This is a genomic window from Promicromonospora sp. NFX87 (assembly GCF_048564965.1).
In the GTDB taxonomy this organism is placed as follows: Bacteria; Actinomycetota; Actinomycetes; order Actinomycetales; family Cellulomonadaceae; genus Promicromonospora.
The window spans coordinates 371,824-398,306 of record NZ_CP183413.1; the positions used below are offsets into that span (position 1 = coordinate 371,824).

The following is a 26,483-nucleotide window of genomic DNA, read 5'->3' on the forward strand; positions in this document are numbered from 1 at the left end:
CGGGGCTGCCTACTCGCCCGGGTCGGCCTCTCCCGAGTCGGCATGGGCGATGCTCCCGAGGGACTTCCAGATCAGGATCAGCGTGATCCCGGAGCCCACGAACCCGAACCAGAACGGGGCGGCCAGCCCCCACTGCTCGGCGATGAAACCGCCCAGCGCGTTGCCCAGGAGGACCCCGCCGAACACGCTCACCATGTTGAGCGAACCCACGCGCCCCTGGAGGTCGAGCGGGGTGGCGCGCTGGCGCACGGCGTTGGAGATGGCGCCCCACACGAACGCGTAGACGCCGAACCCGAACATCGCGACGAAGGCGCCCCACACCGTCGTGTTGAGCGCCAGCGTCAGGTGCCAGATCACCTCGCAGGTCAGGACCACGCGCATCAGCGTCGCGAACGGGACCCGCTTCTGCAGACGGTCGAAGAAGGCGGTGCTGAGGAGGCCGCCCACCGCTGTCGCGGTGGTCAGCATGCCGAACTGGAGCGTGCTCATCCCCAGGCGCTCCGTCGCGTAGAGCACGAGCACGCCCATGGGCGCGGCGTAGGCGACGTTGAACGTGAGGATGGTGAGCATCAGCGTGCGGACGGCGGGGGTGCGCCACACCCAGCGCAGGCCCTCGGTGATGTCCTGGCGGATATGGGTACGGGTCTCGCGTACGGCAGCCTGGGACACCGAGATCCGCGAGATCAGGACGATCGCCAGCACTGCCGTGACCGCCTGGACGGCGAACGGCCAGGCCATGCCGGCGGCGAACAGGAACGCGCCGACGGGCGGCCCGGCGAGCTGGTTGGCCGTCACGAAGCCGGCCATGAGCCGGGCCTGGCCGACCGCCAGGTCTTCCTTGGGGGTCACCATCGGCAGGAGCGTCTGGCTCGCGGAGTCGGCGAACACCTCGGCCACCCCGAGGGCGAGGATGACCGCCAGCACGAGGACGACGTTCACGACGTCCGTGACGATGATGGCGCACAGCGCGACGATCACCGCGGCGCGCAAGCCGTTGGCGATCATCACCATGCGGCGGCGGTCCAGGCGGTCGGCCAGTGCGCCGGCCCAGAGGCCGAACAGGAGCCACGGCAGCGACTGGAGCATCGCGGCGAGCGCGACGAGGAACGGGCTGTCGGTCTGCGACGCGACGAGGAGCGGTCCCGCCGCGAGAGCTATGCCGTCGCCGATGTTGCTGGTCCAGGACGAGGTCACGAGCCAGCGGAACGACCGGCCCAGCCGGCGGGGGAAGACTGCCTCGATGAGTGCTCTCACAAACGTTCGAGTCTAGGTACGGCGTCCAGGCTTTTTTCTTCCGGTCGGACCGGGCCGGCCGAGGGGGTGATATCGCCGGCGCAGGACAGGGCTTTCCGGCCCTCGTGAGGGCTTCTCGGCCGGTGTCCGCGGCGCGGCGGCGGTGACGCGCGGGATCGGCGGGATCCTGCGGCCGGGCGAGCGGCAGTTCGGATATTGCGGACACTTCGATAACGTTTTACAGACGCACGTTTCAACAGTTGGACGATCGTCCGACTCGGTGTTGACGTCCGCCGGGAACAGGTGCAGACTCTCACAAGACGGTGCGCATCGCCCGCCCCCTGCGCGGTGCGCACTGTCATACCCCGTCGGGCTTCGGCCCGTCTGCGAAGCCCCTTCGGACCCCCTGCCGAAGGGGCTCTTGCATTCCCCGACGACGGTCACCGCGGCCGCCCGCGTCCCGGGCCGGTACGCCGCACCGTCGGCCCGGCGCGCACCGGGTGACCTGCGTGCGGGACACGCCAGGGAGTTCGGAGTGCCCGGCGTGTCGCGCGGCGTGGCGTGCGGCCCTTGCGGACACGACGCGGTTAGCGTGCTGGTGTGAACGCTGCACGCCGCCAGACCGCAGCCGCCTCCGAGATCTCGGCCGATCTGTCCGAGGAGCTCTCGGCCGCGCTGAACGACGAGACAACGGACCCGGCCACCGAGCTGGCTGTGTCGCAGCCCCCGGAGTCCACGCCGGACGGTGTCCGGGACCCCATGACCGAGTCGGTCGCGCGCTGGCGCGCCGGCCTGGTCCGGCTCGCCGGGGGATCCTCCCTGGCCGACGTCGGACTGCTGGGCGAGGCGGTCATCGACCTGTCGACCGCCCATCCCTCTGGTGTGGCCCAGCTCTTCGCGGGCCGGCCCACGCGCCTGTCCAACCTGGTGCGGGAGTCGGGTTCGCTGCCGGCGGCCCGCCGCCGGGCACGGGCGGTGGCCGCACGTTCCGCCGAGCACGCGCAGCGCTACGGGGTGTCGCCCACCTACCTGGCGATCGGCGTGGCCACGTGGGTCGAGCGGCCGACGACCGGTGGCGACCGGAGCGACATGGAGGCCATCACCCGGGTGCTCGGCCCCGCGAGCACGGTGCCCGCCCCCGAGCACGAGTCCGCCGACAGCCCGGCCGACGCGCCGGCGCTCACCGGTTCCGTCCCCATCGTGACGCTGGCCATGCCCTCCGGCCGGCCCGTGCCGCCGTCGGACGGCGAGGAGGACGAGCCGCGCGTGGTGCGCGCACCCGTGCTGCTCCGGCCCGTCATGCTCACGCCGCGCAGCGACGGCGAGGGTGACTACGACATCACGCTCGACTCCACGGTCGAGATCAACCCGGTGGTGGCGCGCACGCTGCGCGCCCACGGCGCGCTGCTCGACCCGACGGCGCTGGCCAAGGCGACGTTCACGCTCGCGGGCTTCAACCCGTCGGACGTGCTGGACCGCGTCGCGAGCCTCGGCTCGGCGGTGCTCGGCGAGTTCCAGCTCGACCGGCGGGTGCTGGTCGGCACGTTCGTCCACCCCGGGCAGGTGCTGGTCGACGACCTCGACGAGCTGGGCCCCGTCCTCGGGCAGCACGAGGTGGTCTCGGCGCTCGGCGGGGTGGACGGCTCGGTGACCCGGCTGGGCAAGGTCGAGCTCCCGGAGCGGCGCGTGGGCGACGCCGACCCGGCGCACGAGCGCGGCGTCGGCGACCTGGACCCGCACCAGCGGCACGTCGTGGACGCGCTGGCCACGGGCAGCCACCTGTTCGTCGACGCGCCCGTCGGGTCGGACGTCGCGGGCACGCTGGCCGCCGTCGTCGCGGAGGCGAACGCCAGCGGCCGGTCCGTGCTGTACGTCCCGGGGCACCGCCGTGCCGCCGACGCACTGGCCGCGCGCCTCGACTCGCTCGGCCTGGGCGGGCTCCTGCTCGACATCGCGCCGGTGCCGACGTGGCGCACGTCGACGGCGCGCCGTCTGCTGGAGGCGATGGCGCCCGCGCAGGAACGGATCGACGCCGACGCGGTGGCCCGGGTGCGGGACGCGCTGATCGGCTCGCGGGCACAGCTCGCCGGCTACATCGGGGCGCTGCACCGGGTGCGCGACCCGTGGCGCGTCTCCGCGTACGACGCCCTGCAGGCCCTCGCCCGGCTCACCTCCGAGCGCCCCGCCCCGGCGACCCGGGTGCGGCTGGCCTCGGAGACGGTGCTCGTCCTGGGCGCGGAGCGTCGCGCCGAGCTCGCCGCCGACCTCGAGCGGGCGGCCGAGCTGGGCGCGTTCTCGCTGCGGTCCGCGTCGAGCCCCTGGTTCGGCGCGCACATCCTCACCGACGAGGACGCCCGCTCGGCCCTGGCCCGGGTCATGCGTCTCGCCGATCACACGCTGCCGGAGCTGCGCAAGCAGATCGAGTACGTCGCCCAGGTGACCGGCCTGGTCGAGGCCACGACGGCCAACCAGTGGGGCGAGCAGCTCGCGATGCTGGGCGGCATGCGCGGCACGCTCGACGTGTTCCAGCCGATGGTCTTCGAGCGAACCGCCGCGGACATGGTGCAGGCGACGGCCTCGAGCCGGACGCGGTCCGAGCAGGGTGTCGAGATGGGCTGGCTGGCCCGGCGCCGGCTGAAGCGGCGCGCCCGCGAGATGGTCCGTCCAGGGGTCCGCGTGCCCGACATGCACGCGGCCCTCGTCGAGGTGCAGCGGCAGCGCGAGGTGTGGCAGGCGCAGTGCCCGCGCGGCGGCTGGCCGACCCTGCCGGAGGGTCTGGCCGCGGTGGAGGAGACCTACGAGGCCGTCCGCATCGACCTCGAGGCGCTCGAGCCGGTGCTGCGCTCCGCGCAGGCGGGCGGCGGGCTGCTCGACCTTGACCTGTTCGCGCTGGTCCAGCGGCTCGCGTCCCTCGCGGAGACCGCGGACGCGCTGACCCCGCTGCCCGAGCGGACCGCGGTGCTGCGCCGGCTGCGCAAGGCGGGGCTCGGCGAGCTGGTCGACGACCTCGGCGGCCGCCGCGTGGAAACCGACCTCGTGGGGCCGGAGCTGGAGCTGTCGTGGTGGTCGTCGGTGTTCGAGCAGATCCTGTCGACCGAGCCCGAGCTCGCCGGGCAGGACGGCGCAGGGCTGGATGCGCTCGCCGGCCGGTTCCGGGAGCTCGACCGCCGGCACATCGAGTCCCTGTCCGCACCCGTGCGGGCAGCGGTGCGTGCGCACCTCGGTGCGGCGATGCGCGACGAGCGGGAGGACGCCGAGGCCCTCTACGCGACGCTGGTCGAGGGCGGGCTCAGCTCGATGCGCGACCTCGTGTCCGGGCACGGCTCGACCGTGCGACGCCTGCGGCCGACCTGGGTGTCGACGCCGACCATGGTGCCGCACCTGCTGCCCGCCGAGCGGAGCGCGGACCTGGTGATCCTCGACGCGGTGCAGCACGTGCCGGTCGAGGTGGTCGTGCCGGCGCTGGCCCGTGGCCGGCAGATCGTCGTGGTCGGTGACCCGCGGTCGGCGTCGGGCACCGCGGTGCGCGACCTCGCGCGGCTCCTGCCGCGCGTGACGCTGCAGCCCGAGCCGGCGCGACGGGACCCGCAGCTCACGGGCCTGCTGGCCGCCCACGGGTACGAGGGCATCATGCGGCCGGCGCCCATGCCGCGGACCGAGGCGCTCGTGCACTTCTCGCTCGTGGACGGCACGGGGATGCCCGACCCGGTCTCCGGCACCGTCGAGTCGACGCAGGCCGAGGTGGAGCAGGTGGTCGACCTCGCGATCGAGCATGCGATGACCCGGCCGGAGGAGACCTTCGGCATCGTCACCGTCACCGCCGCGCACGCCGACCGCATCCGCGAGCGGCTGCTCGCCGAGGTCCGCGCGAACCCAGCGCTCGCGCCGTTCTTCGCCGGATCGCGCCCCGAGCCGGTGGTGGTCGCCGACGTCACGGGGGTCGCCGGGCTCGCGCGCGACACGATCGTGCTGACGCTCGGCTTCGGGCGGACGCCGCACGGCCGCGTGCTGCACCGGTTCGGCGTGCTGGGTGACGGCGGTGGCGACGCGATGCTGCTCGGCTCGCTGGGCGCCGCGCGCAAGCGGCTGCACGTCGTGTCCTGCTTCCCGGCGTCCGACCTCGATCCCGAGCGGCTGCGCGGCCCGGGGCCGCAGATGCTCGCGGAGGTGCTGGCCTTCGCCGAGGAGCGCTCAGGCCTCGCCGACCAGGTCGAGATCGGCAACGGCGTGGACGTCGCGCGGTCCGTCGACCGCCTGGTCGTGGACCTGGGGGAGCGGCTGTGGCGCTCGGGCCTCGTGGTCGAGACCGACTACGGCCTGCCCGGCGGCGACCGGATCCCGCTCGCGGTGGGGCATCCGGACCTGCCGGGCGAGCTCCTGGTCGCGGTCCTGACCGACGACGCCGCCTACGTCGCCGAACCCTCCATCCGCGTGCGCGACAGGCAGCTCGCCGAGCAGCTCGAGCGGCTCGGCTGGGTGGTCGCGCAGGTGTGGTCGGCCGCCGCGTTCCTCGACCCGGACGCCGAGGCGGAGCGGGTGCGCCGCGTGGTGCTGGCCGTGCGGGACGCCCGCGTGGGCGTCTCGGGCGGCGTGTCGCCGGCGGCGGAGCTGGTGGTCCCGCAGGTGCTGGACGACTGATCCCTGGGCGGTCCTGGGCCTCGGGCTTGTGTGGGCTCGGTCGGTTGGTGGGTCGACTTCGGTCGGTTGGTGGGTCGACTTCGGTCGGTTGCTCGGCCGCTGGTTCGACTTCGGTCCGTTGCTCTGAGATCGGTCAATCGATTGACCGATCTCAGAGCAACGGACCGAAGTCGTTCTTCCTGCCGTGCGACTGACCGAACTCATTGGGGGTTGCGGACTACCAATGGTTAGTTGTAACTTACCGTTCGTGACGACTTACCGAACGGTGACGGGGCAGGCGAACGCTGGGCCTGGCTCAGAACCTGGCTCAGAGCGTGGAGCCGGGCGTGGCGCCGGGCGCGGCGAGCGGCAGCTCGAGGCGCTGGGCGATGCCCGGCGCCGCGACATCGTCGCCCTGCTGGCCGGCGGCGCCGTGTCGGTGGGGGAGCTCGCCGAGCGGCTGCCGATCAGCCGGCCCGCGGTGTCGCAGCACCTCAAGGTGCTGAAGGAGGCCGGGCTCGTCCGCGATCACGCGGAGGGCACGCGGCGGCTCTACGGCCTCGATCCGAGCGGGCCCGCCGACGTGCGGGCCTACCTCGACCGCTTCTGGAGCAACCATCTGGCCGCCTTCGCCGAGTACGTCGGTGAGGACGCCGTCCGACGGCGGGGCGATGCCTCGTCCGGTCAGGCGGGGCGCGGCGAGGAGTCCGAGAGGGACCGATCATGAGCGAGACCCAGTCGTACGCGCCCGTCGTGGCGGAGGTGACCGTGCCCGCTGGACAGGCGCGGGCGTTCGAGCTCTTCACCGTGGAGCACGCGGCGTGGCTCGCCGAAGGGCACTGGCTCGGGGGTGAGCGGCCCGCGGCGATCGTGTTCGAGCCGACTCCGGGCGGCCGCTGGTACGAGCGGCAGCCCGACGGCACCGAGTGCGACTGGGGGCGGGTGCTCGAATGGAGCGCCCCCGGCCGGCTCGTGCTCGCCTGGATGCTGGACGGCGACTGGCGGTTCGACCCCGACGTGGAGCGGGCGAGCCGTGTGGAGGTGACCTTCACCGAGGTCGGACCCGACCAGACCGTGCTGCGCCTGGTGCACACCGGGTTCGAGGCGCGCGGTGCGGGCGGCGGTTCGGTCCACCGCGGCGTCGGCTCGGCCGACGGATGGCAGGCGTACCTGGATGCGCTGGTGGCGTTCACCACGCCCTGACCGGACGTGGGCCGCGCTGGGCGACAATGGTGGCGTGAGCGAGTCCGTGAACACCCCGGCCGACCCGGCCCCGAGCGACGCCGCCCCACGCCGACGGGGCCCCCGCCGCGCCGTGCGGCGCGGGACCGAGCGCGAGGCAGTGCTCGGCGTGAGCGCCGACGAGCGTCCGGCGGGCTGGGGTGAGGGTGGTAGCGCGGCCGACGTCGGCCACGACTCGAACGACGAGCAGCTCCGCCAGGACGTCCCGCCGCACTGGGCCTGAACCCGTCACCGGCGCCACGGACGGCGCTGCCGATGAGTCGAGAACGGGGTTACGTGCGCAGCGCGTTCGCTCGCGAACGTAACCCCGTTCTCGCAGTCCTCAGGAGCTCGTTCAGCTGGTCTGCGACGGCGAGTGCGCGCCCGACTGCGCACGCAGCAGGTCGCGGATCTCGGTGAGCAGCACGACCTCCTCCGCGGCGGCCTCCTCGACAACCTCTTCCGTGGTCTTGCGCAGGGATTGCAGCTTCTTGATCGGGAGGATCACGAAGAGGTAGATCGCGGAGGCGATCAGCACGAACATGATCAGGCCCTGGATGAACAGCCCGATCGGGAATTCCGTGGTGTCACCGCGCCAGTTCGGGACGCTGAAGGCGATACCCGAGAAGTCCGGAGCGCCGACGAGCCACCCGACGAGCGGCATGATGAAGCCCTCCACGAGGCCGCTGATGACCCCGGAGAAGGCGGCGCCGATGACGACGGCGACCGCGAGGTCGAGCACGTTGCCGCGCGTGATGAATTCCTTGAAACCCTGAAACATTCTGTGTCCCCTGCTGTTGTTCATCGGTGGTCGAGAGCCGCCGGGACCGGCCCGGTCAAGGATTCTGCGGTTACTTCGAACATTCCGCACCTTGGACGGACATTCTGCCGAATTGCGGCGCTGTTTGCCCCGCTATGCCCGGGCGATAGCGACCATAGCGCTCTACGGCACCAGTACCGCCGTCACCGCGCCCCAGCCCGAGACCGCCGACAGCTCCGGCGCGTCCTCCGGGACCACCGCGACGAGCGTGACCGGACGGTCGCCGTCCGACGCCGGTCCCAGCAGCCCGCCTGCGGCCTCCGGCTCGCGCCCGGCGGGGACGGGCAGCACCAGCGCGCCGCGCGCCAGGTACTGGGGCGCTCCGTCCGGTTCGCTGCCCGACGTCGTACCGGCCAGCAGGTCGATCCGGTCGCCGGGGCGCAGGAGGGCGGCGACGGCGTCGTCGGACAGGCGGACCGGGACCACCACGGTGCCGTGCGGGGCGGCGGCGGAGACGCCGTCGTCGGACACGAGGGTGGCGTGCAGCGGCGCGCCCGCGGGCAGCCCGACGACCGCCGAGCGGCCCAGCAGGCTGCGCACCGTGTGCAGCGCGCCGAGCGGGGCCAGGTCGGCGGCGACCGAGCGCACGACGACGTCGTCCCGGGTGAGCGCGGTGCCTGCCGCGACGGGCCGTGCGGTGACCGCCACGTCGATCGTCGGCGGGGGCGGCGGGCGCAGGAGGTGCACCGTCACCGAGGCCGCGAGACCGAACAGGGCAGCCGCCAGCGCGAACCGCCAGCGCCACAGGATCCGGCGGGCGCGCCGGAGCGCGAGTGAACGGGGGCTGCCCGGACCTGCCCGTCCCGGGCCTGACCGGCCCGGACTCGCCCGGCCCAGACGGGACCGGCCTGACCAGGGCCCGCTCGGCCGGGTCAGCAGGCCGCCCGGGCCCGCCGGCTGCTCGGCGGGCGGAGGCGGAGCGGCAGCCCTGACCACAGCGTCCCACGGTGCGCGCACGTCGGAGCCGGGTGTCGGACCGCGGCGTGCGGCAGGTTCGGCGATGGTGTCGAGAAGTCCCATGCCTGCGACGTTATGCAGCAGGGGAGGGATCAGGGGGCCGCCGTCGGGCAGCCTGTGCACGAGAGGCGGAGTACGCGACCTGTGGTCACGCTCGCACCCTTGGCGGGCCGTCGAACGGGTCCGCGCCGTGGCCGAAAAGATCCGGCCGCGGGATCAGGCGGAGGCGGCCTTCGACGTGCTCGACCCGCTCGACGACGAACCAGAGGACCCGGACGACCCGGAAGAGCTCGACGACCCCGACGAGGAGGACGAGGACGACGACCCGGAGCTGTCCGAGGACGAGGCGCTCGACGAGCCGGAGGAGGACTCCGACTTGCCCGGCTTCACGGTGCTGCTCGTCGACGTGCTGCGCGAGTCCGTCCGGTAGAAACCGGAGCCCTTGAAGGTGACGCCCACAGAGCTGAACACCTTTCGCAGCTTGCCCTGGCACTCGGGGCAGACGGTCAGCGAAGAGTCGCTGAACTCCTGGTGGATGTCGAACGCGTGGCCGCAGTCGGCACACCGGTACGCGTAGGTGGGCACGTGCACTCCTCTTGGACATCTGGCCGGGCGGAGCGTCGCGCGCTCACTGGAACCGGCTCTGGCACTCGGGGTTTCCGAGTGCCAATAGTAACGGCCCGGCGGCGAGGGATAGTCCCTGGAGCTTCCGCGTGTGTTCACTCCGGTGCGTTCACCCAAGCACAGGGGCGGGCGGTAGTCTCCAGTGCGTGTCCGCGACCACTGCCGCCGAGCCCGTAGAGCCCGCCGAAACAGCAACCTCCGACGGTGCGGGACCGACCAAGCCCCGTCGGACTCGTACCACTCGTGTCCGCCAGTTCATCGTCGGCACCGCCGTCATCCTGGTCCTCGTCCTCGTCGCTCTGACGACCTTCGGCTGGCTGACCGCACGCCGGCCGCTCCCGGAGTACTCCGGGGACGTCCAGGTCGAGGGACTGAGCTCCGACGTGCGCGTCAGCCGCGACGCCCAGGGTGTCCCGCAGATCTACGCCGACTCGGCAGAGGATCTGTTCCGCGCGCAGGGCTTCGTGCACGCGCAGGACCGCTTCTTCGAGATGGACTACCGCCGGCACGTGACCGCGGGCCGGCTGGCCGAGCTCGTCGGCAACAACCCCGACGCGATCCAGGCCGACATGGTCACCCGCACGTTCGGCTGGCGACACGTCGCGGAGGAGGAGTTCAACATCCTCGACGACACGACGCGTCAGTACCTGCAGGCGTACGCGGACGGCGTCAACGCCTACCTCAAGAACCGCAGCCCCGCCGAGACGGCGTTCGAGTACACGGTGCTCGACGTCAGCGTCGAGGTGAGCGAGCCGGAGCCGTGGACCCCGATCGACTCGCTCGCCTGGCTCAAGGCCATGGCCTGGGACCTGCGCAGCAACTACGACGACGAGCTGGACCGGGCTCTGGCCTACGGCACGCTCGACAAGGACGCGGCGCGAGTCAATGCGCTGTTCCCGGCGTTCTCGGGCACCGGCAACGCGCCGATCCTGGACCCCGCCGAGGCGGGAGCCACGCAGGCGACGCAGCAGACCCAGGCGACCCAGACGCTGTCGGACACCGGGATCGCCTACCAGAGCCCGCACCTCACCGAGGCCCTGGAGTCCGCGCAGCGGGCCCTGGACGCCGTTCCGGTGCAGATCGCGCGCGGCGAGGGCACCGGCTCGAACTCGTGGGTGGTTTCCGGCCAGCACACGGAGTCGGGCAAGCCGCTCCTGGCGAACGACCCGCACCTCGACCTGGCCGCCCCGGGTATCTGGGCGCAGGTGGGTCTGCACTGCAACCAGGTAGGCCCGGAGTGCCCCTTCGACGTCTCCGGGTTCTCCTTCTCCGGCTTCCCCGGCGTGATCATCGGGCACAACGCGGACATCTCCTGGGGCCTGACGAACATGGGCGCCGACGTCACCGACTTCTTCATCGAGCGGGTGCGCAACGACACGTACCGGCGCGGCGTGGACAAGTGGGTCGAGATGGAGAAGGAGACCGAGGTGATCCGGGTGGACGGCGGGAGCCCGGTCGACCTGGAGGTCCGGCGGACCGTGCACGGCCCGATCATCTCGTCCGTCATGGACGAGGCCACCATGGACGCCGTGCGTGCCTCACCCACCGAGCAGCAGACTGGTCAGTACGAGATCTCGCTGCAGTGGACGGCGCTCAAGCCCGGCCGCACCGCCGACGCCGTGTTCGACATGAACCTCGCGAAGACCCCGGCGGACATGAAGGCGGCGGCCGCGAAGTTCGAGGTCCCGTCGCAGAACATCGTCTTCGCCACCACGGACGGCCAGATCGGCTACCAGGCGCCGGGCAAGATCCCGGTGCGCGCCAGCATCCCCGGCGCCGTCGAGTCCGACGGCTCCTGGCCGCGCCCGGGCTGGGACGCCCGCTACGACTGGACCGGCTACGTGGCTCCGGAACAGATGCCGGGCGTCGTGGACCCCAAGGAAGGGTTCATCGTCGCGGCCAACCAGGCAGTCCTGCCCAGCGGGTCCGGGCCGTTCATCACCCGCGACTGGGACTACGGGTACCGGTCGGAACGTATCCGCACGCTCATCAGCCAGCGGATCGCGGAGGGTCGCAAGCTCACGGCCGCCGACATGTCGGAGTTCCAGCTGGACCAGTGGAGCGTGTTCGCCGAGACCCTGGTGCCGGTGCTGCGCGAGGTCGAGCTGCCGGCCGGTTACGACTCGGACGGCCAGAAGCTTCTGGACGACTGGGCCGACTACAACATGGACCCGGACTCGGCGGCTGCCGCCTACTTCGCGGCGGTGTGGCGCAACCTTCTGGAGATCACGTTCAACGACGAGTTGCCGCAGCCCATGTGGCCCGACGGCGGCAGCCGCTGGCTCGCCGTGATCCAGAGCATGCTCGGCGACCCGGGTAACGAGTTCTGGGACGACAACTCGACGGCCGCCGTCGTGGAGAGCCGCGACCAGGTGCTCACGGAGGCGCTGGTCAGCGCCCGCCAGGACCTCACGGTCGAGCTCGGCAAGGACACCAGCGACTGGGAGTGGGGCACGCTCCACCAGCTCAAGCTGGAGCACCTGGTGCTCGGCGGGCCGAGCATCCCGGCGCCGCTGGCCGCGTACATGAACCCGGCGCCGGTCAAGGTCGGTGGCGGAACCTCTGTCGTGAACGCCACCGCGTGGGACGCCGCCAGCGGCAGCTTCGACGTGACGAGCGGCCCGTCGATGCGCATGGTCGTCGACCTCGCGGACCTGGACGCCTCCACCTGGGTGGTGGTGACCGGCACGTCCGCGCACCCGGCGTCCGCGCACTACGACGACCAGCTCGAGGCCTGGGCGACGGGGGGAGACCTTCCCGTGGCCGTCCAGCCCCGACGCAGTGACCGCGGCGCAGGTGGACGAGCTCACCCTCACCCCGTGAGGTAGCCGGCTCCGTCGGTCGAGCCGTCCCGTTGGTCGAGCGGCCTAGCTCTGGCCGAGCAGGCGCCAGTCGGTCGTCGTCGCGACGGCGTCCACGCGGATGTCGTGCTCCTCGAGCGGTAGCGGGTGGTCCGCGGCGTCGTACACCTCTTCCGGGAAGACGACGGCGATCACCTTCGCCCCCGGCCGCAGGTGCGTGAGCGCCCGGTCGTACCAGCCGCCGCCCTGGCCGAGCCGCACCCCACGGGTGTCGACCGCGATAGCCGGCGCCAGGACGACGTCGGCCAGCTTGATGGCGTCGGTGCCCAGCGTGGCGCCGCCGGGTTCGGGCGGTCGGCCCGGTGCGCGTTCGAGGAGGTCGTGCGAGCCGGTGTAGTCGGCCCAGTCGCGGGCCAGGCCGGCCCCGAGCACGGGAAGCAGCACGCGGACCCCGCGGTCCATGAGGCGGTCCAGGAGCGGCAGCATGCCGGGTTCGGCGCTCCGCGCCGCGTAGGCCGCAACACAGCCCGCGTCGCGAACGTCGGGAATTGACTCGATGATGTCCGCTAGAGATTCGGCCGCCTGGGCCCGCTGCCGGGCCGACCGATGGCCGCGTTGCGCGCGGATCGCGCGGCGGAGCTCTTCCTTGGCGTCACCTGTCTCCATCCCGGGTAGGACGGGGTAAGGCTGTGGCGTCGGAACAGAGATGCCGCTCATGACCGCTATTGTGCCAAGACTCCGAGACAAGATTGTTACGAACAGCGTACGAAGAAGGCGAGAACATGACCGAGCGGCTGCTCGACGGGTCCCACACCACCGAGCGTGGTAGACCCACTCCAACGCCGGGATTCGTCTTGGAACGGGGCAAGGGGCGAACGATGATGCCGTCGAGCAAGTCGGACGTGCCAGAAGGCACGACGGGAAAGTTTGTTAAGGGGTGGACGGTGGCCAAGCCATGGCCGGTGACGCTGCGCGAGGACACGTCGGCAGGTGCAGTCGTGCTGCGCCCTCTCCGGCGGCGGGACGCGACCGAATGGTCCCGGCTCCGGGCCGAGAACGCAGCCTGGCTCGAGCGCTGGGAGGCGACGGCGCCCGGTGCGAACCGGTACATCGCCTCGACGTTCGGTGAGTACGTGCGCTCGCTCTCCGCGCAGGCCCGTGCGGGGACGTCGCTCCCGTTCGGCGTGGAGCTCGACGGCGCGCTCGTGGGGCAGCTGACGGTCTCCTCCATCACGTGGGGATCGATGTGCTCGGCGAGCATCGGGTACTGGGTGAGCGAGAGCGTGGCCGGCCGGGGCGTCATCCCCACGGCCGTGGCGATGGCCACCGACTACGCGTTCTTCCTGGGGCTGCACCGCATCGAGATCAACATCCGGCCCGAGAACAAGCCGAGCCTCCGTGTGGTCGAGAAGCTGGGGCTGCGGGACGAGGGTGTGCGCGAGCGGTTCCTGCACATCCAGGGCCAGTGGCGGGACCACCGAACCTTCGCGGTCACCCGCGAGGAGGTCCCGGAGGGGCTGCTGGCGCGCTGGCAGCGCCTGCGGGACGCGCTCTGACGGCGGGACACGCCGCGCGTGGTGCCGGTGGGTGTGGCAATGCTCGCCTAACGTCGTGTCGTGGAATCGACCGCAGGACTGACAGCCGTAGCGCTGTTCGTCCTGTGGCTGGGCTACTGGTTGCCAAGCCTGGTGCGTTACCGGTCAGAGCTCGCCGACGCGCGGGTGACCGACCGGTTCTCGGCAGGGCTGCGCATCGTCGCGATGAGTGGCTCCGGACGGAAAGGAGGGGCGATGGTTACTGACGGCAAGCCGCGGGGGACCGGGCAGGGTGTGCCGCGCGTCGCCCGCCCGACCCCGAAGGGGCACCCGCTCCAGATCATGGTCCGTGGCCGCCCGCTGACGGCGGAGCGGATCCGCCGGGTCGAGCGGCGCGCGCGGCGGGCCGCACGCGCCCGACGTCGTCTCATCGTCTCCGCGTTCCTGATGGTGTGCAGCATCGCTGCCTGGGTGTTCGTCGGTCTCGACCGGCTGCACTGGGGCATGGCCGTCGTGCCGTCCGCGATGCTGCTGTTCGTGCTGTTCCTGGGCCGTCGTGCGGCCCGTGCGGCCCGGCGGGCGGACGCCCGGTGGCAGGCGACCGTGCGGGCGGCGCGGCAGCGCGCCACGCAGGCTCGCGTCCTCGCGAACGGTGGGCCCTACGCGCCGCGAAACCGGGCGCAGGTCACCGGTCTGGCGACCCACGGCTCGAGCACGCAGACGCAGGCGATCCCACGGGTCGTCCGCAAGGACGTGCTGGACGAGATCCTCGACGGCCCGGCAAAGCCGAAGGTCATCGAGGTGCCCGTCGAGGACGAGGTGCAGGAGGAGCGTCCGGCAGAGGTCAAGGAGCCGGCGAAGCGGGAGCAGCCGCCGAGCGGGCGTGCCTGGGACCCGGTCCCCGTCCCGCTGCCCACCTACGTGACCAAGCCGGCTGCGCCGCAGCGTCAGCCGGCGGCGCTTCCGGCTTCGTCGACGGCGTCCAGGGGTTCTTCTGGTCCGACGGCGGGCGCTCCGGGCCGGCAGCCGGGGTCCGGCGCGGTGCTGCCGCCGTCGATCCCCGTGTCCGGCTCCGCCCGGGCCGGGGCCGACCCTGCCGCCGAGGACGAGCTCATCCGGGGCGAGCCGCCGCGCATGAAGTCCGAGACGCTGGGCAAGCCGCTGGAGGAGATCCTGGCGCGACGCCGGGCTGCCGGGTGATGGTGCCGGTCGGTGTCGCGCGGGTCACGTACCCGTGACCCGCGCGACACCGGAAGAAGTTGCGGATCACCTGAGGTGAAGTGCTACTCTTCTGCAGTCCGAGGGGCTATGGCGCAGTTGGTAGCGCGCTTCGTTCGCAATGAAGAGGTCGGGGGTTCGAATCCCCCTAGCTCCACCCGGTGAAGGCCGCTGATCCGCTCGAAAGAGCAGGTCAGCGGCCTTCGACGTTCCCCGCACGGCACCCAGAGCCGGGCCGACGAGCGCGCGTTGGGTATCGGGTGCACGGTCACGGGCGCGCGCACTCGACGAGGGGGTTCGGGTGAGACTCCTCCACCCCGTTGGGACCAGCCGGTTCGACGGACGGCGCCCGCCTGATGACGTGGGACGTGAGCTCGTCGGGCAGGGCGGCCAGGCCTGGCCCGCCGTCCTGGAGCCAGCGAGCCAGCGCGTCGGTAGCCTGTTCGCCCGCGAGGCGTTCGAACCAGACGGGCCGCGCGCCGTTCGCGCGGCCGGTGGAGCTGGGCCGAGCGATGACAACATCACCGCGGTTGCACTCGTCGAGGCACTCGGACAACGTCAGGCGTGCCGACCCGTGTGCTTGAAGGCGCTCAAGCCGCGCAAGCTGGCCGCCGGGCAGCGGGTCCAGCCCACCGAGGGTCTCGCCGGCGCAGAGGCTGCAGGCGGTCAGGCCGGGGATCTCAGCGGGACGCCCCCGAGGATCAGGAGTGGTGGTCACGCCACGAGGGTACCCCGGGCGGGTATCGCCAGGGGTCCGCGGTAGGGACGTCACCGCGGAATCCGCGGTCCCGACCGGCTCTCAGGACTGGTCGTCCGAGGGTGCCACGGACTTCGTGTGGAGGATCTCGCGAGCCTGTGCCGCCGCGCGCACCAGGCTCTCGCTGATGAAGTCCATGAAGCGGGCGATGTTCTCGAGCCGTTCGCCGGCCGGGGTGTCGCGGCCGAGGACGCTGACCCCCTGTCGCGCGGACGTGGCGAGCTGTGCGTTGGACTGCGCGGTGCCGATGATCGACTGGTACCAGACGTCGTTGTCGGCGACGTAGCGCTCGCGGCGACCCTCGCCCGGCTGGCGGCGGACGAGGCCCTGGCCCTCGAGGAACGAGATCGCCTTGGAGACGGACGCGGGGCTCACGTCCAGACGCTGGGCGAGCTCGGCCGCCGTGACGCTGCCCGCGTCGGTGGTGAGGAGGCAGGTCAGTACCCCGGCGCCGATGCGGGGCACGCCCGACTGCATGAAGAGGGTGGTGAAGGACTCCTCGAACTCGCGCACGGCCTCGGCGTCGCGTCCGTGGGCCTGCGGGGCTGCCTCCTGCCCACGGGGTGTCGCCTGCTTGCGCCGGTGGGCGCGGCGCTCGGCGGCCCGGTGGGCCAGGTCGGCGCGGTAGTCGGCGGGTCCGCCGTTGCGCAGCACCTCGCGCGTGATCGTCGAGGTAGGCCGGTCAAGGCGTCGCGCGATCTCGGCGTAAGCGAGGTCGTCGGCCAGACCCAGCGCGATCTGCTGGCGTTCCTGCTTGGTGAGCCTGCCGCCCGGCATAGCGATCTCCTTGTTGCTCCGTGAGGTACCCAGAATAGCGTTCATCGTTCACCAATGCAACGCAAGCCGAGGATCACGTTGCATTAATTTCCTATGATGCGCAACGATTTATGGGCTCTGACCTGCACAAACAAGGTGTCAACGCAACAAGAGTGTTGCCCGATCTGCAAACGCAACGTAGCGTTTCCGACATCAGAAAGCACGAGCACCACCGAGCACAGGAGCTGAACACCATGCAGAACTTCGACACCCTCAACCCGATCTCCGTCGTCCTGGACATCCCCGCCGCACGGGTACGGCTGATCGCCGCCGACCGCGCCGACACCGTGGTGGAGGTCCTGCCGGCGGACGCCGGCAAGGGCCGCGACGTGCAGGCCGCCGAGCGGACGACCGTCGAGTACGCCGACGGCGTCCTGCGGATCGTGACGCCGGTGAAGCACGAGATCCTCGGCGCCTCCGGGGCCGTCGAGGTGACCGTCCAGCTTCCTGCCGGCTCCGGCGTCGAGGGCAAGGCGGCCACCGCCGAGCTGCGCGGCGTCGGCCGGTTCGGCGACGTCACGCACGAGGCCTACGGCGAGATCAAGCTCGACGAGGCGGCGAGCGTCGAGCTCACCGCCCAGGCCGGCGACGTCTCGGTCGGCCGCCTGAACGGTCCCGCGGAGATCAGCACCATGCAGGGCGACATCAACATCACCGAGGCGGCCCGCGGCAAGGTCGTCCTGAGCACCCAGGCGGGCAACGTGACGGTAGGTGTCGCCACCGGTGTCTCCGCCTCCCTGGACGCCGGCACCTCCATGGGCCGGATCGAGAACGCGCTCAAGAACACCGGTGCCGCCGAGGTGGAGATCCACGCGACCACCGTCAAGGGCGACATCGCCGCACGCAGCCTCTGAGCACGACCGGCCTGGCCCGGCCCGGCCGCCACGGCGGCCGGGCCCGGCAGGCGGGGTGACCCGGAACTTCGAGAACGTGACGAGAGGGAATCAGATGAGTACCGAGGCAACGACCGGAGCGGGGCGCGAACCTGCGATCCGGGTACAGGGCATCGAGAAGTCCTACAAGGACCTGCACGTCCTGAAGGGTGTGGACTTCGAGGTGGCGCGGGGCAGCATCTTCGCGCTGCTGGGCTCCAACGGAGCGGGCAAGACCACGATGGTGCGGATCCTGTCGACGCTGCTGCGGCCGGACGCCGGCACGGCGACCGTCCTCGGGTTCGACGTCACCAAGGACGCGCAGCGCGTCCGGGAGTCGATCAGCCTGACCGGGCAGTTCGCGGCGGTCGACGAGGTCCTGACCGGTCGGGAGAACCTCGTCCTGGTCGCCAGGCTGCGCCACCTCAAGGATCCCGGCAAGATCGCCGACGACCTCCTGGCCCGGTTCGACCTGGTCGACGCCGGATCGCGGAAGGCTGGGACGTACTCCGGCGGCATGCGTCGTCGGCTGGACATCGCGATGAGCCTGATCGGCAACCCGCCGATCATCTTCCTCGACGAGCCCACCACCGGCCTCGACCCCGAGGCGCGCATCGAGGTCTGGCAGGTCGTCGCGGAGCTCGCCGAGCAGGGCACCACGGTCCTGCTCACCACGCAGTACCTCGACGAGGCCGAGCAGCTCGCCGACCGGATCGCGATCCTCCACCAGGGCCGCATCATCGCGAACGGCACCCTGGCCGAGCTCAAGGCGCTGCTGCCCCCGGCGAAGGTCGAGTACGTCGAGAAGCAGCCCTCCCTGGAGGACATCTTCCTCACGCTCGTGGGCACCAACGGCAAGGCCGGCAAGGAATCCAGCGACGAGTCCAGCAAGGAGCAGTCATGAGCAAGCACTTCTTCGGCGACACCGCCGTCCTGACCGGCCGGTCCCTGAGCCACATCCTCCGCAGCCCCGACACCATCGTCACCACGGCGGTCACGCCGATCGCGATGATGCTGCTGTTCGTCTACGTCTTCGGCGGCGCCATCCAGACCGGCACCGACAACTACGTCAACTACCTCCTGCCCGGCATCCTGCTCATCACCATCGCCTCGGGCATCGCGTACACGGCCTACCGGCTGTTCCTGGACCTCCAGGGCGGCATCTTCGAGCGGTTCCAGTCCATGCCGATCGCTCGCTCCTCGGTGCTGTGGGCGCACGTGCTCACGTCGCTGGTGGCCAACATCGTCTCGGTGGTGGTCGTCGTCCTGGTCGGCCTCCTGATGGGCTTCCGCTCCGGCGCCGGTGTGCTGGCCTGGCTCGGCGTCGCGGGCATCCTGGTCCTCTTCACCCTGGCCCTGACCTGGCTCGCGGTCATCGCCGGCCTGTCGGCCAAGACCGTGGACGGCGCCAGCGCCTTCTCCTACCCGCTGATCTTCCTGCCCTTCATCAGCTCGGCCTTCGTCCCGACGGAGACCATGCCCGGCCCGGTGCGCTGGTTCGCCGAGAACCAGCCCGTCACCTCGATCGTGAACACGGTCCGGGACCTGCTGGCCCAGCAGCCGGTGGGTACCGACATCTGGGTGGCGCTGGGGTGGTGCGTCGGCATCCTCGCCATCGCGTACTTCTTCGCGATGTCGGCCTACCGCCGCAAGATCAGCTAGGACGAACCGGACAAGCCCCTCCGTCTCCCCGTGAGACGGAGGGGCATCGTCGTCATCGCACCCGGCTCTTCAGCCGCGGCAGTCCTGCCGATATGTTCTTCGCCATGTCCGACGAGCGTGCGATCGACCGGTCCGGTGAGATCGGCACGCCGCCGGGGGCCGGCGGCGAGACGGGCGTCGGGGCGCTGGTCAAGGACCCCTTGTTCCTGGCCGTGATCCCGATCGCGCCGTTCGTCCTCATCGCGTTCAACGTCTGGTCGATCACGCGCGGCGACCCGAACGCGACGCTCGCCGTCATCCAGCACGTCAATCCGCTGAGTCTCGTCCTGGCGACCTGGACCGACCTCGTCGCGACGGTCGCCGTGCTCGGCGTCGTGCTGCAGCGCCGCATCCGGGCCCGGCCGGGCCGGATCGACCCGTTCGCCGTTCTTGTCGTGGCGGGCATCCTGTGCCTGCCGGCGGCGTCCGTGGCGATCTTCGCGTTCTACGCCTGGGTCTCCTGGATGCGGCGGCTCGACCTCCGGGTCAGCGGCCGGATCGACGGCCTCCCGCTCGGCGAGCTGAACGTCAGGAGCCGAGCGGCCGGGACGAGCCTGTGGACCGGTGGCGCCCTGGCCGTGTTCGCGGCGCTGGCGTTCCTCATCGGGCTGGTCTCCGCCGCCGTGAGCGGCGACCTGCTCCTGCTGCTCTACCAGGTCATCGGCGCGGTGACCGTGACGCTCTTCGTGCTGGCGCGCGCCAACGAGGCGCCGGGCTGGATCCGGCTCGCTGACCGGACCTACCCGACGCTGCTGCTCGTCCTCCTCCTGCTGTGGTCGCTCTGGGAGCCTGTCGCCTCCTCCCGGTGGCTGCCCAACGAGCGCGTGGTGGTCGAGGGCCTCGGGACATCCGGCGCGACGAGCTCCAGGTACCACGACGGCATGGTCGTGAACGTCGACGACGTCAGCCTGCTGCTCCTGCGGGACGACGGCGCCCTGGAGCAGATCCCCACCAGGAACGTCGTCGGCCGCGCGGTCTGTCCCGTCGAGACGCCGACGAGCGAGTCGGGCGGGCAGGAGATCTCGCTCATGTCCGCGCTGGTCGCCGCCCGCGCCGAGGCCGGGACGACGGCGCGGTGGCAGGACCCGATCTGCCGCGCGGCCGACTCGTAGCGGTCACACCGTCAGCACGATCTTGCCGGTCGTGCGGCCCCGGGGGCGCCACACGTACCGCACGTCCGGCTCGTGCTCCTCGTTGTGGTGACCGTCGGTGTACTCGGCGGACACGAAGCCGTGCCGCTCGTAGAAGCGACGTGCCGGCTCGTTGACCTGGAACGTCCACAGCGCCAACCCGGCCGGAGAGAGCTGCTTCGCCAGGTGCACGAGCCGCCCGCCGATGCCCTGGCCCTGCCAGGCGGGGTCGAGATAGAGCTGGTCCAGGTCTTCGCCGTCCACCACCATCATCCCGACCACCGAGCCCTCGACCGTCGCCACCCACGTCTCGTGACCGGGTACGACCACCTCGCGGAACCAGGACCGGACCTGGTCGTCCGTATGGGCTCGGCGCACGCCCGGAAGTGCCGCCGCGAAGGAGCGCAGCCATACCTCGGCTACCGCGGCGGCATCGGAGTGGACCGCGCGGCGGACGGCGAAGTCACTGGTCTGCACAGCGCGCATGCTCGCAGACGCACGATGCGGCCCGCACCGGAATTCACCGCGCCTGACCATGTCGGGTCGAGGCCCGTCGCCTCTCGCGATGACAGGGGTGGTTGCCTCCCAGCGTGTCCATTCCGTTACTCTTGGGCTCGCCATGAACCTGACACGTGCCGCCCGTTCGCCGCTCGCCGCTCCTCGGCGTGCGCTCACGAGCGTCCTGACGGCCATGTTCCTGGTGCTCGTGGTCCTGGGTGTGCAGGCCGTCTGCGGCGTCCACCTGGACGACGCCGGCCACGGCGGCACGTCCGCGTACGGCGCGGCGGGGCAGCACGCGGCTCAGGCCGCGGCGACCGCCCCGGACCAGGTCACCGGCGCTGCTCCCGGACAGCACGGCGACGGCCACCACGGCGAGGGCCCGAACCACTGCGCCGAGGACCGCCCGGTGACCGCACGGGCCGATCGGACCGTGTCGCCCTCCATCGACCTGGCAAGGGCTCCTGCCCTCGCCATGCAGTGGCTGGTGCCCGAGATCACGCAGCACAGCCCGAAGGAGCCGGCAGGACTGGCCGTAGCCGCAGCGCCGTCGCTGCACGCCCTCGGGATCTCCCGGACGTAGACCACCACGTCCCGTCGACACCACCCCATCCAGGTGTCGACCGGTTCAGCGCGCCCCGAACCTCGGGCCGCGCGTGTGGTTCTACTCCGATCCGAAAGGTCCCAGCTTTCATGGAGCCCAGCTTCAACCTGAACCCGGCCGTGCGCGGCCGTGGTCGTCACCGGGCGGCGCGCCGCCCCGTCCTGGCCGACGTCGCCCGGACCGCCACCGAGCAGGCCGCCGCGTTCGCCGGCCGCACCGCCGTGGCGGCAGCAGCCGGTTCCGGCGTCCTGCTGTCCCTGGTGGCCCCGTCTGCCCAGGCGGCCCCGGCCACAGAGGTCAGCTCGTCGCTGGCCGGCAAGGCCGTCAGCGGCACGCTCGACACGGCCGACCTCAACGCCCTGACCACCCAGGCCAAGGAGTCCGTCGCCGCCGCCCCTGTGGTGACGGTCGCCACCGACGCCAGGCTGGAGGTCGAGACCGCCGCTGTCTCCGTGGTCTCCGCCGAAGAGAACGAGGAGTACCAGGCGGAGCTGGCCGCAGAGGCCGAAGCGGAGGCGGAGGCCGAGGCGGCCGCAGCCGCGGAGGCCGCTGCTGCCGTGGAGATCCCGGCGTCCGCCCAGGGATCGGCCATCGTGTCCATCGGGATGCGGTACCTGGGTGTGCCGTACCTGTGGGGCGGCGAGACGCCGGCCGGGATGGACTGCTCCGGGTTCACCTCCTACGTCTTCGCGCAGGTCGGGATCAACCTGCCCCGGACGTCGTCCGAGCAGCGGTACGCGGGCACCGAGGTGCCCTGGTCCCAGGCACAGCCCGGTGACCTGCTCTGGTCGCCCGGCCACATCGCGATCTACGCCGGTGACGGCATGCAGATCGAGGCGCCGGTGCCGGGCAAGTCCGTCCGGTACACCCAGGTCTGGCAGTCCAACCCGGTGGTCCTGCGCGTTGGCTGACCTGCCCGGCGCGAGGGGCGGACGTCGCGCCGCCCCTCGCGCCGGCAGGGCGCAGCGCGGTTCGCAGCCGTGGTTTCATCCCCATCGGCGGTGGGATAGCCTCCGTGCCGTGCGCGTGATCTCGCTTCTTCGTTCGACGGTCGCCGGGCCTCGCCGGCGTCCGGTCGGCGTGCTGGCGATCCTGACGGTGATCGTCGGCGTGGTCATCATGCACTCGATGAGCGGGTCACCGACCATGCACTCGCACGCCGCGCCGCACGAGGCCCCCGTGGTCGTCGCGGAGCCGGCCACCAGCGCCGTCACCGCCGTCACCACCGCCGTCGTCAGGCCGGTGGCGGAGGCGCTGGACGGCCACGGCGAACGGGGCGCGGGCGACTGCGAGGGATGCTGCGGCGACGGTCTCGCGACGGCGATGTGCCTCATGGTCCTCGTCGCGCTCCTGGCCCTGGTCGTGCCCGCGCGCCGGCTGCTGTGGCGGGCCCCGCTCGAGCTGGCGACGGCCCTCACGCCGGCACTGGTCGGTGTCCGTGCCGTCGCCGCACCTTCCTTGCACGAGCTCTGTATCTCCCGGACGTAGACCCAGGCTCGGCGCCCACCCGCGCCGACCCCGCAGCCCTGCCGTGCCCAGCACGGCCGGGTCAGTGACTGCTACCCAGAGACGAGCTAGAGGAAGACCCATGAAGCGCACCGTTATGTCTGTCATCGTCCTGGCCGGAGCACTCGCCCTCGCGGGCTGCTCAGGCGAGGAGCCCGCGCAGGACACCACGACCGTGGCCGGCGAGCACGCAGAGCACAACGACGCGGACGTCATGTTCGCGCAGATGATGATCCCGCACCACGAGCAGGCGATCGAGATGGCCGACGTCGTCCTGGCCAAGCCCGACGTCGACCCCCAGATCACCGAGCTCGCCACCCAGATCAAGGCCGCCCAGGCGCCCGAGATCGAGGAGCTCGGCCAGTGGCTGGACACCTGGGGCGCCGAGCGCACCGCCGAGCACTCGGGCCACGCCGGGATGAGCGGCATGATGTCCGAGGAGGACATGCAGGCGCTCGCCGACGCCGCAGGCCCCGAGGCGAACCGGCTGTTCCTGGAGCAGATGATCGCGCACCACCAGGGCGCGGTGGAGATGGCGCAGACCGAGATCGAGTCCGGTCAGGACACGGGCGCGGTAGAGATGGCGCAGACGATAGTCGACACGCAGCAGGCCGAGATCGCGACGATGGAGGACCTCCTCACCTCGATGTGACCCTCCGGTGGTGCGCCGGCACACGCCGGCGCACCACCCTGCTGTGAAGGAGTCCGCACATGCGCCGAACCTCGCGCTCCGGCTCGGTCGTGATCCGGGCGGCCCTCGGGGTGCTCGCGGCGCTCGTGCTCGCGCTGTGGTGCGCGCCGTCCGCCACCGCACACACCCGGCTCGAATCCTCCGCACCCGCCGCCGGGTCGACGTCGGACAGCCCGGTCACCGAGGTCACGCTGCGGTTCACCCTGCCGGTGAGCCAGCTCGGCAAGGGGATAGTGATCGACGGGCCCGAGGGCGCCGTCGTCGCCGACGTCGCCGCGGCGGAGGACGGCCTGGCCCTGGTGGCGACGCCGTCCGAGGCACTGACCGCCGGCGACTACACGGTCACCTGGACGGCGGCGGCCCAGGACGGCCACCCGTTGGAGGGCACCTTCGGCTTCGTCGTCGCCGGCGCCGCGGCGGGCGCGGGCCCGAGCGAGCCGACGACCGGAGGCACAGGAACGTCGTCGGCGGGTGCGAGCCCCGGCGCGGGCCACGACATGAGCGGCATGGACCACGACATGGGCCACGAACCGTCCGCGATGGACAGCCCAGCGACCGACGCCGCAGCGGCGGTCGCCCGGCTCGGCAGCGCGGTCACGCTGTGGAGCGGGCTGGTCGCCGCCGGTGCCCTGGCGTTCACCGCCTTCGTGCTCCGCGGGCGCGACGAGGCGGACGCGCCGGTGGTGCTGCGGCTCGCCCGCTGGGCCGGAGTGCTGATCCTCGGCGGCCTCGTCCTCCGGGTCCTGGCCGGATCGGTGTTCGTCGCCCACGGCGACCTCGCCGCGGCCGTCTCACCGTCGGCAGTCTCGGACTCGCTCACCGGCACCACCCTCCGGGAGGTCGGTCTGCAGGCTGTGGGTGCCGTCGCGCTCGCGGTGGGCGCCCGGCGGACCTTGCGCGGTTCGTGGCTCGCCGTGATCGGTGCCGTGCTGGTGGGCGCCGGGCACGTGCTCGGCGGCCACAGCAACACCGTCGAGCCGCGATGGCTCGTCGTGACCGCCGACGTCGCACACCTCGCCGCGGCCGCCACCTGGGTGGGCGGCGTCGTCTCGATGGGTCTCCTGCTGCGCGCCCGGCACCGGAACGGGTACGACCTCGACGCCCCGCTGATGGCCGCCCGCTTCTCCGTCGTGGCTGCCCTCTCCGTCACGGTCGTCGGTGTGGCCGGGGTGGTGCTGGCGGTCGGCATCCTCGACCGACCGGAGCAGCTCTGGCAGAGCAGCTGGGGACTCCTGCTGCTGGCCAAGGTCGGTGTCGTCCTGGTGGTCGGCGTGATCGGCGCGTACAACCACTTCCGCGTCGTGCCAAGGCTCACGGCCCGACGCCGCGGGGTGGTGCGGCATGCCGGACGCTCCCACAGGGCCGGCGGCATGCTGCTGCGCAGCGCGGGACGCGAGACCACGCTGATGGTCGTGATCGTGCTGCTCACGGCCTGGCTGGTCGCCGCGTCGGTCCAGGACTGAACCAGTCGGCCGGCTTGCTCCTGCGCGGCGACAAATCAGGCAATGCGACTGGAGAGTCGTGATGCAAGAGTGAGGGTGGGGGCAGGGGAGGTGCGGACCGATGGACCCACCGGAACTCTTGAGCATGCTCGTACGGAAGCTCGCCGAGTCCGACGACAGCCGTCCGTTGCTGACACGGTTGTGCGAGGCGTACGTCCATACCTTTCAGGCGCAGGGCGGGGCACTGACCGTCTCGGCTGGCCCGGGAGAACAAGCCGCGGTCAGCACGCCGGGCGTGTTCGAGGGCCTCGAGCCGCTCCAGGAAGTGCTGGGCGAGGGTCCGGTGCCCCAGGCGATGGCAGAGGACCGGTTGGTGGGCGTGCGCATCGGCACGTCGGTGGACGAGTACCCCGTCTTCTCGCAGCTGACCGGGTCGGTGGTCGGTGAGCCGACGCTGTATGCGGTGCCGATGCGCGGGGACGGCCATGTCATCGGGGCCGTCAGTCTGTACGTGACCGCTCAGCCGCAGGCCCGCAGCCCGGAGGGCCTGCAAGTCGTGGCCGACGCCGTCGGGGCGGTCCTGCTGGGTAACGCGGAGCTGCTCGACTGGTCCGAGCGGAGCCTCTTCCACCTGGCCGTCGGGATGGTCGTGGCCCAGCTGGGGATCGGCCCTGACGATGCCTCCGCGATGATCCGGGCGCGCGCCTTCTCACGGTCGACGAGCCTGCTGTCCGCAGCTCAGGACGTGCTCGACCGCCGCGTGACGTTCTCGTACGACGAGTAGGCCGTGACACGATCGGCGGGTGGATGACACGACCCAGGACCACACGCCTCCCCGGCTGGTCATGATCAGCGGGCCGATCGCCTCGGGCAAGAGCACGCTCGCCGGAGAGCTGGCGCGGCTGCTCCGCCAGGAGGGCTGCTCGGTCGCGCTCACCGACCTCGACACGGTTGCGGAGATGGCGCTGCCGACGCTGCCGAGCTGGGAGTGGGCTCATGGGATCCACGCGCAGCTGGTCGGCGCCTGGCTGCGGACCGGCGCCGACGTAGTGGTCGACGAGGGCACCTCGAACCCGGCCGAGGTGCGGCAGGTGCTCGACCAGGTGCCGGAGGGCACCGACGTCTTCCACGTCGTGCTGACCGCCGACCTCGACGCCTCCCTCGCCCGGGCGAGGGCCGACTCCGGACGCGGGATCAGCCAGGATCCGACCTTCCTCCGCGGCGATCACGAGGCCTACTCGCGGCACCTGCCGCACCTGCCGAGCAGCCTCCGGCTGCACGTCGAAGGCCGGGAGCCCGCGGCGCTGGCGCGCGAGGTCCTCGCTCGTTACCGCGGACAGGGCTCAGGGCCCAACCTCTGACGGACAACCCCTGACGTACAAGCGGGCGGCGCACAGGGTTTACCCGTAGCTCGTGACCACCGAACCTGGGCCCGTGGGC

26 protein-coding genes, 1 tRNA gene and 1 pseudogene are annotated in these 26,483 nt (G+C 71.8%); 20 read left to right on the forward strand and 8 right to left on the reverse strand.

What is annotated here, in order from left to right:
* Positions 1 to 9: 9 nt before the first annotated feature.
* A complete protein-coding gene (locus tag ACNYC2_RS01780; RefSeq protein ID WP_419705407.1) occupies positions 10 to 1,254 on the reverse strand; it encodes an MFS transporter in 1,245 nt (414 codons plus the stop codon).
* A 579-nt stretch (positions 1,255 to 1,833) separates the two neighbouring features.
* On the opposite strand from ACNYC2_RS01780, the gene ACNYC2_RS01785 reads away from it, so the two are divergent.
* The 4 genes from ACNYC2_RS01785 (at position 1,834) to ACNYC2_RS01800 (ending at position 7,315) form a co-directional block, all read left to right on the forward strand.
* Positions 1,834 to 5,871 (forward strand): hypothetical protein, encoded by a 4,038-nt coding sequence (locus ACNYC2_RS01785; protein ID WP_419705408.1) that lies wholly within the window; start codon positions 1,834 to 1,836, stop codon positions 5,869 to 5,871.
* A 247-nt stretch (positions 5,872 to 6,118) separates the two neighbouring features.
* The gene (locus ACNYC2_RS01790) at positions 6,119 to 6,577 is read left to right on the forward strand and encodes an ArsR/SmtB family transcription factor (RefSeq protein ID WP_419705409.1); all 459 of its coding nucleotides are present in this window, start codon (positions 6,119 to 6,121) and stop codon (positions 6,575 to 6,577) included.
* Positions 6,574 to 7,053 carry an SRPBCC family protein gene (locus tag ACNYC2_RS01795; protein WP_419705410.1) on the forward strand — a complete coding sequence of 160 codons (480 nt, stop codon included), beginning with the start codon at positions 6,574 to 6,576 and terminating at the stop codon, positions 7,051 to 7,053. Before ACNYC2_RS01790 ends, ACNYC2_RS01795 begins: the two co-directional genes overlap by 4 nt.
* A gap of 34 nt (positions 7,054 to 7,087) precedes the next feature.
* Positions 7,088 to 7,315 carry a hypothetical protein gene (locus tag ACNYC2_RS01800; RefSeq protein ID WP_419705411.1) on the forward strand — a complete coding sequence of 76 codons (228 nt, stop codon included), beginning with the start codon at positions 7,088 to 7,090 and terminating at the stop codon, positions 7,313 to 7,315.
* 111 nt (positions 7,316 to 7,426) lie between these two features.
* On the opposite strand, the gene mscL is transcribed toward ACNYC2_RS01800, so the two are convergent.
* Both mscL and ACNYC2_RS01810 read right to left on the reverse strand, forming a co-directional pair.
* Positions 7,427 to 7,852 (reverse strand): large conductance mechanosensitive channel protein MscL, encoded by a 426-nt coding sequence (gene mscL, locus ACNYC2_RS01805; protein ID WP_419705412.1) that lies wholly within the window; start codon positions 7,850 to 7,852, stop codon positions 7,427 to 7,429.
* A gap of 162 nt (positions 7,853 to 8,014) precedes the next feature.
* On the reverse strand, positions 8,015 to 8,911 hold the full coding sequence (locus ACNYC2_RS01810; protein ID WP_419705413.1) for an SAF domain-containing protein: 897 nt from the start codon (positions 8,909 to 8,911) through the stop codon (positions 8,015 to 8,017).
* A gap of 127 nt (positions 8,912 to 9,038) precedes the next feature.
* Between ACNYC2_RS01810 and ACNYC2_RS01815 the strand changes: the two genes are divergently transcribed.
* Positions 9,039 to 9,278, forward strand: coding sequence for a hypothetical protein (locus tag ACNYC2_RS01815; RefSeq protein WP_419707932.1), 240 nt, complete (start codon positions 9,039 to 9,041; stop codon positions 9,276 to 9,278).
* Positions 9,279 to 9,292: 14 nt separating this feature from the next.
* Here the strand turns inward: ACNYC2_RS01815 and ACNYC2_RS01820 are convergent.
* Positions 9,293 to 9,571, reverse strand: a pseudogene (locus ACNYC2_RS01820) (FmdB family zinc ribbon protein); the annotation flags it as partial.
* A 47-nt stretch (positions 9,572 to 9,618) separates the two neighbouring features.
* On the opposite strand from ACNYC2_RS01820, the gene ACNYC2_RS01825 reads away from it, so the two are divergent.
* Complete coding sequence (locus ACNYC2_RS01825; RefSeq protein ID WP_419705414.1) at positions 9,619 to 12,300, forward strand: penicillin acylase family protein; 2,682 nt, start codon at positions 9,619 to 9,621, stop codon at positions 12,298 to 12,300.
* Between the two features lie 39 nt (positions 12,301 to 12,339).
* On the opposite strand, the gene ACNYC2_RS01830 is transcribed toward ACNYC2_RS01825, so the two are convergent.
* Positions 12,340 to 12,990, reverse strand: a complete 651-nt coding sequence (locus ACNYC2_RS01830) for a 5-formyltetrahydrofolate cyclo-ligase (RefSeq protein ID WP_419705415.1) — start codon at positions 12,988 to 12,990, stop codon at positions 12,340 to 12,342.
* Positions 12,991 to 13,217: 227 nt separating this feature from the next.
* Here ACNYC2_RS01830 and ACNYC2_RS01835 point away from each other — a divergent pair, with 227 nt between their 5' ends.
* From ACNYC2_RS01835 to ACNYC2_RS01845, 3 genes are all read left to right on the forward strand, one after another.
* Positions 13,218 to 13,829: a GNAT family N-acetyltransferase gene (locus ACNYC2_RS01835; protein WP_419705416.1), complete on the forward strand. Its 612-nt coding sequence runs from the start codon at positions 13,218 to 13,220 to the stop codon at positions 13,827 to 13,829.
* A 60-nt stretch (positions 13,830 to 13,889) separates the two neighbouring features.
* The gene (locus tag ACNYC2_RS01840) at positions 13,890 to 15,008 is read left to right on the forward strand and encodes a hypothetical protein (protein WP_419705417.1); all 1,119 of its coding nucleotides are present in this window, start codon (positions 13,890 to 13,892) and stop codon (positions 15,006 to 15,008) included.
* Between the two features lie 102 nt (positions 15,009 to 15,110).
* A tRNA-Ala gene (locus tag ACNYC2_RS01845) sits at positions 15,111 to 15,183 on the forward strand.
* Between the two features lie 111 nt (positions 15,184 to 15,294).
* Here the strand turns inward: ACNYC2_RS01845 and ACNYC2_RS01850 are convergent.
* The gene (locus ACNYC2_RS01850; protein ID WP_419705418.1) at positions 15,295 to 15,744 is read right to left on the reverse strand and encodes a hypothetical protein; all 450 of its coding nucleotides are present in this window, start codon (positions 15,742 to 15,744) and stop codon (positions 15,295 to 15,297) included.
* Positions 15,745 to 15,825: 81 nt separating this feature from the next.
* Complete coding sequence (locus ACNYC2_RS01855) at positions 15,826 to 16,560, reverse strand: helix-turn-helix domain-containing protein (protein ID WP_419705419.1); 735 nt, start codon at positions 16,558 to 16,560, stop codon at positions 15,826 to 15,828.
* Positions 16,561 to 16,793: 233 nt separating this feature from the next.
* Here ACNYC2_RS01855 and ACNYC2_RS01860 point away from each other — a divergent pair, with 233 nt between their 5' ends.
* The 4 genes from ACNYC2_RS01860 to ACNYC2_RS01875 all read left to right on the forward strand — a co-directional run bounded on the left by ACNYC2_RS01860 (position 16,794) and on the right by ACNYC2_RS01875 (position 20,284).
* A complete protein-coding gene (locus tag ACNYC2_RS01860; RefSeq protein ID WP_419705420.1) occupies positions 16,794 to 17,453 on the forward strand; it encodes a DUF4097 family beta strand repeat-containing protein in 660 nt (219 codons plus the stop codon).
* 94 nt (positions 17,454 to 17,547) lie between these two features.
* The gene (locus tag ACNYC2_RS01865; RefSeq protein WP_419705421.1) at positions 17,548 to 18,375 is read left to right on the forward strand and encodes an ABC transporter ATP-binding protein; all 828 of its coding nucleotides are present in this window, start codon (positions 17,548 to 17,550) and stop codon (positions 18,373 to 18,375) included.
* Complete coding sequence (locus ACNYC2_RS01870) at positions 18,372 to 19,133, forward strand: ABC transporter permease (protein WP_419705422.1); 762 nt, start codon at positions 18,372 to 18,374, stop codon at positions 19,131 to 19,133. The genes ACNYC2_RS01865 and ACNYC2_RS01870 overlap by 4 nt, the downstream gene beginning before the upstream one ends.
* Positions 19,134 to 19,237: 104 nt before the next feature.
* Entirely contained in the window at positions 19,238 to 20,284 is a 1,047-nt protein-coding gene (locus tag ACNYC2_RS01875) for a hypothetical protein (RefSeq protein WP_419705423.1), read from the forward strand.
* A 3-nt stretch (positions 20,285 to 20,287) separates the two neighbouring features.
* On the opposite strand, the gene ACNYC2_RS01880 is transcribed toward ACNYC2_RS01875, so the two are convergent.
* The gene (locus tag ACNYC2_RS01880; RefSeq protein ID WP_419705424.1) at positions 20,288 to 20,779 is read right to left on the reverse strand and encodes an N-acetyltransferase family protein; all 492 of its coding nucleotides are present in this window, start codon (positions 20,777 to 20,779) and stop codon (positions 20,288 to 20,290) included.
* A 142-nt stretch (positions 20,780 to 20,921) separates the two neighbouring features.
* Here ACNYC2_RS01880 and ACNYC2_RS01885 point away from each other — a divergent pair, with 142 nt between their 5' ends.
* The 7 genes from ACNYC2_RS01885 to ACNYC2_RS01915 all read left to right on the forward strand — a co-directional run bounded on the left by ACNYC2_RS01885 (position 20,922) and on the right by ACNYC2_RS01915 (position 26,404).
* Entirely contained in the window at positions 20,922 to 21,383 is a 462-nt protein-coding gene (locus tag ACNYC2_RS01885) for a hypothetical protein (protein WP_419705425.1), read from the forward strand.
* Between the two features lie 110 nt (positions 21,384 to 21,493).
* Positions 21,494 to 22,315, forward strand: a complete 822-nt coding sequence (locus tag ACNYC2_RS01890; RefSeq protein WP_419705426.1) for a C40 family peptidase — start codon at positions 21,494 to 21,496, stop codon at positions 22,313 to 22,315.
* A 109-nt stretch (positions 22,316 to 22,424) separates the two neighbouring features.
* Complete coding sequence (locus ACNYC2_RS01895; protein WP_419705427.1) at positions 22,425 to 22,892, forward strand: hypothetical protein; 468 nt, start codon at positions 22,425 to 22,427, stop codon at positions 22,890 to 22,892.
* A gap of 100 nt (positions 22,893 to 22,992) precedes the next feature.
* On the forward strand, positions 22,993 to 23,562 hold the full coding sequence (locus ACNYC2_RS01900; protein ID WP_419705428.1) for a DUF305 domain-containing protein: 570 nt from the start codon (positions 22,993 to 22,995) through the stop codon (positions 23,560 to 23,562).
* A gap of 59 nt (positions 23,563 to 23,621) precedes the next feature.
* Entirely contained in the window at positions 23,622 to 25,064 is a 1,443-nt protein-coding gene (locus ACNYC2_RS01905; protein ID WP_419705429.1) for a CopD family protein, read from the forward strand.
* Positions 25,065 to 25,164: 100 nt separating this feature from the next.
* Positions 25,165 to 25,827 (forward strand): GAF and ANTAR domain-containing protein, encoded by a 663-nt coding sequence (locus ACNYC2_RS01910; RefSeq protein WP_419705430.1) that lies wholly within the window; start codon positions 25,165 to 25,167, stop codon positions 25,825 to 25,827.
* A gap of 19 nt (positions 25,828 to 25,846) precedes the next feature.
* Positions 25,847 to 26,404: an AAA family ATPase gene (locus tag ACNYC2_RS01915; RefSeq protein ID WP_419705431.1), complete on the forward strand. Its 558-nt coding sequence runs from the start codon at positions 25,847 to 25,849 to the stop codon at positions 26,402 to 26,404.
* Positions 26,405 to 26,483: the final 79 nt, after the last annotated feature.

Coding starts and splice junctions, on each gene's coding strand:
- ACNYC2_RS01795 (WP_419705410.1), top strand. CDS start 6,574: ATGAGCGAGACCCAGTCGTACGCGCCCGTCGTGGCGGAGGTGACCGTG.
- mscL (WP_419705412.1), bottom strand. CDS start 7,852: ATGTTTCAGGGTTTCAAGGAATTCATCACGCGCGGCAACGTGCTCGAC.
- ACNYC2_RS01810 (WP_419705413.1), bottom strand. CDS start 8,911: ATGGGACTTCTCGACACCATCGCCGAACCTGCCGCACGCCGCGGTCCG.
- ACNYC2_RS01830 (WP_419705415.1), bottom strand. CDS start 12,990: ATGAGCGGCATCTCTGTTCCGACGCCACAGCCTTACCCCGTCCTACCC.
- ACNYC2_RS01855 (WP_419705419.1), bottom strand. CDS start 16,560: ATGCCGGGCGGCAGGCTCACCAAGCAGGAACGCCAGCAGATCGCGCTG.
- ACNYC2_RS01860 (WP_419705420.1), top strand. CDS start 16,794: ATGCAGAACTTCGACACCCTCAACCCGATCTCCGTCGTCCTGGACATC.
- ACNYC2_RS01865 (WP_419705421.1), top strand. CDS start 17,548: ATGAGTACCGAGGCAACGACCGGAGCGGGGCGCGAACCTGCGATCCGG.
- ACNYC2_RS01870 (WP_419705422.1), top strand. CDS start 18,372: ATGAGCAAGCACTTCTTCGGCGACACCGCCGTCCTGACCGGCCGGTCC.
- ACNYC2_RS01875 (WP_419705423.1), top strand. CDS start 19,238: ATGTCCGACGAGCGTGCGATCGACCGGTCCGGTGAGATCGGCACGCCG.
- ACNYC2_RS01885 (WP_419705425.1), top strand. CDS start 20,922: ATGAACCTGACACGTGCCGCCCGTTCGCCGCTCGCCGCTCCTCGGCGT.
- ACNYC2_RS01890 (WP_419705426.1), top strand. CDS start 21,494: ATGGAGCCCAGCTTCAACCTGAACCCGGCCGTGCGCGGCCGTGGTCGT.
- ACNYC2_RS01900 (WP_419705428.1), top strand. CDS start 22,993: ATGAAGCGCACCGTTATGTCTGTCATCGTCCTGGCCGGAGCACTCGCC.
- ACNYC2_RS01905 (WP_419705429.1), top strand. CDS start 23,622: ATGCGCCGAACCTCGCGCTCCGGCTCGGTCGTGATCCGGGCGGCCCTC.
- ACNYC2_RS01910 (WP_419705430.1), top strand. CDS start 25,165: ATGGACCCACCGGAACTCTTGAGCATGCTCGTACGGAAGCTCGCCGAG.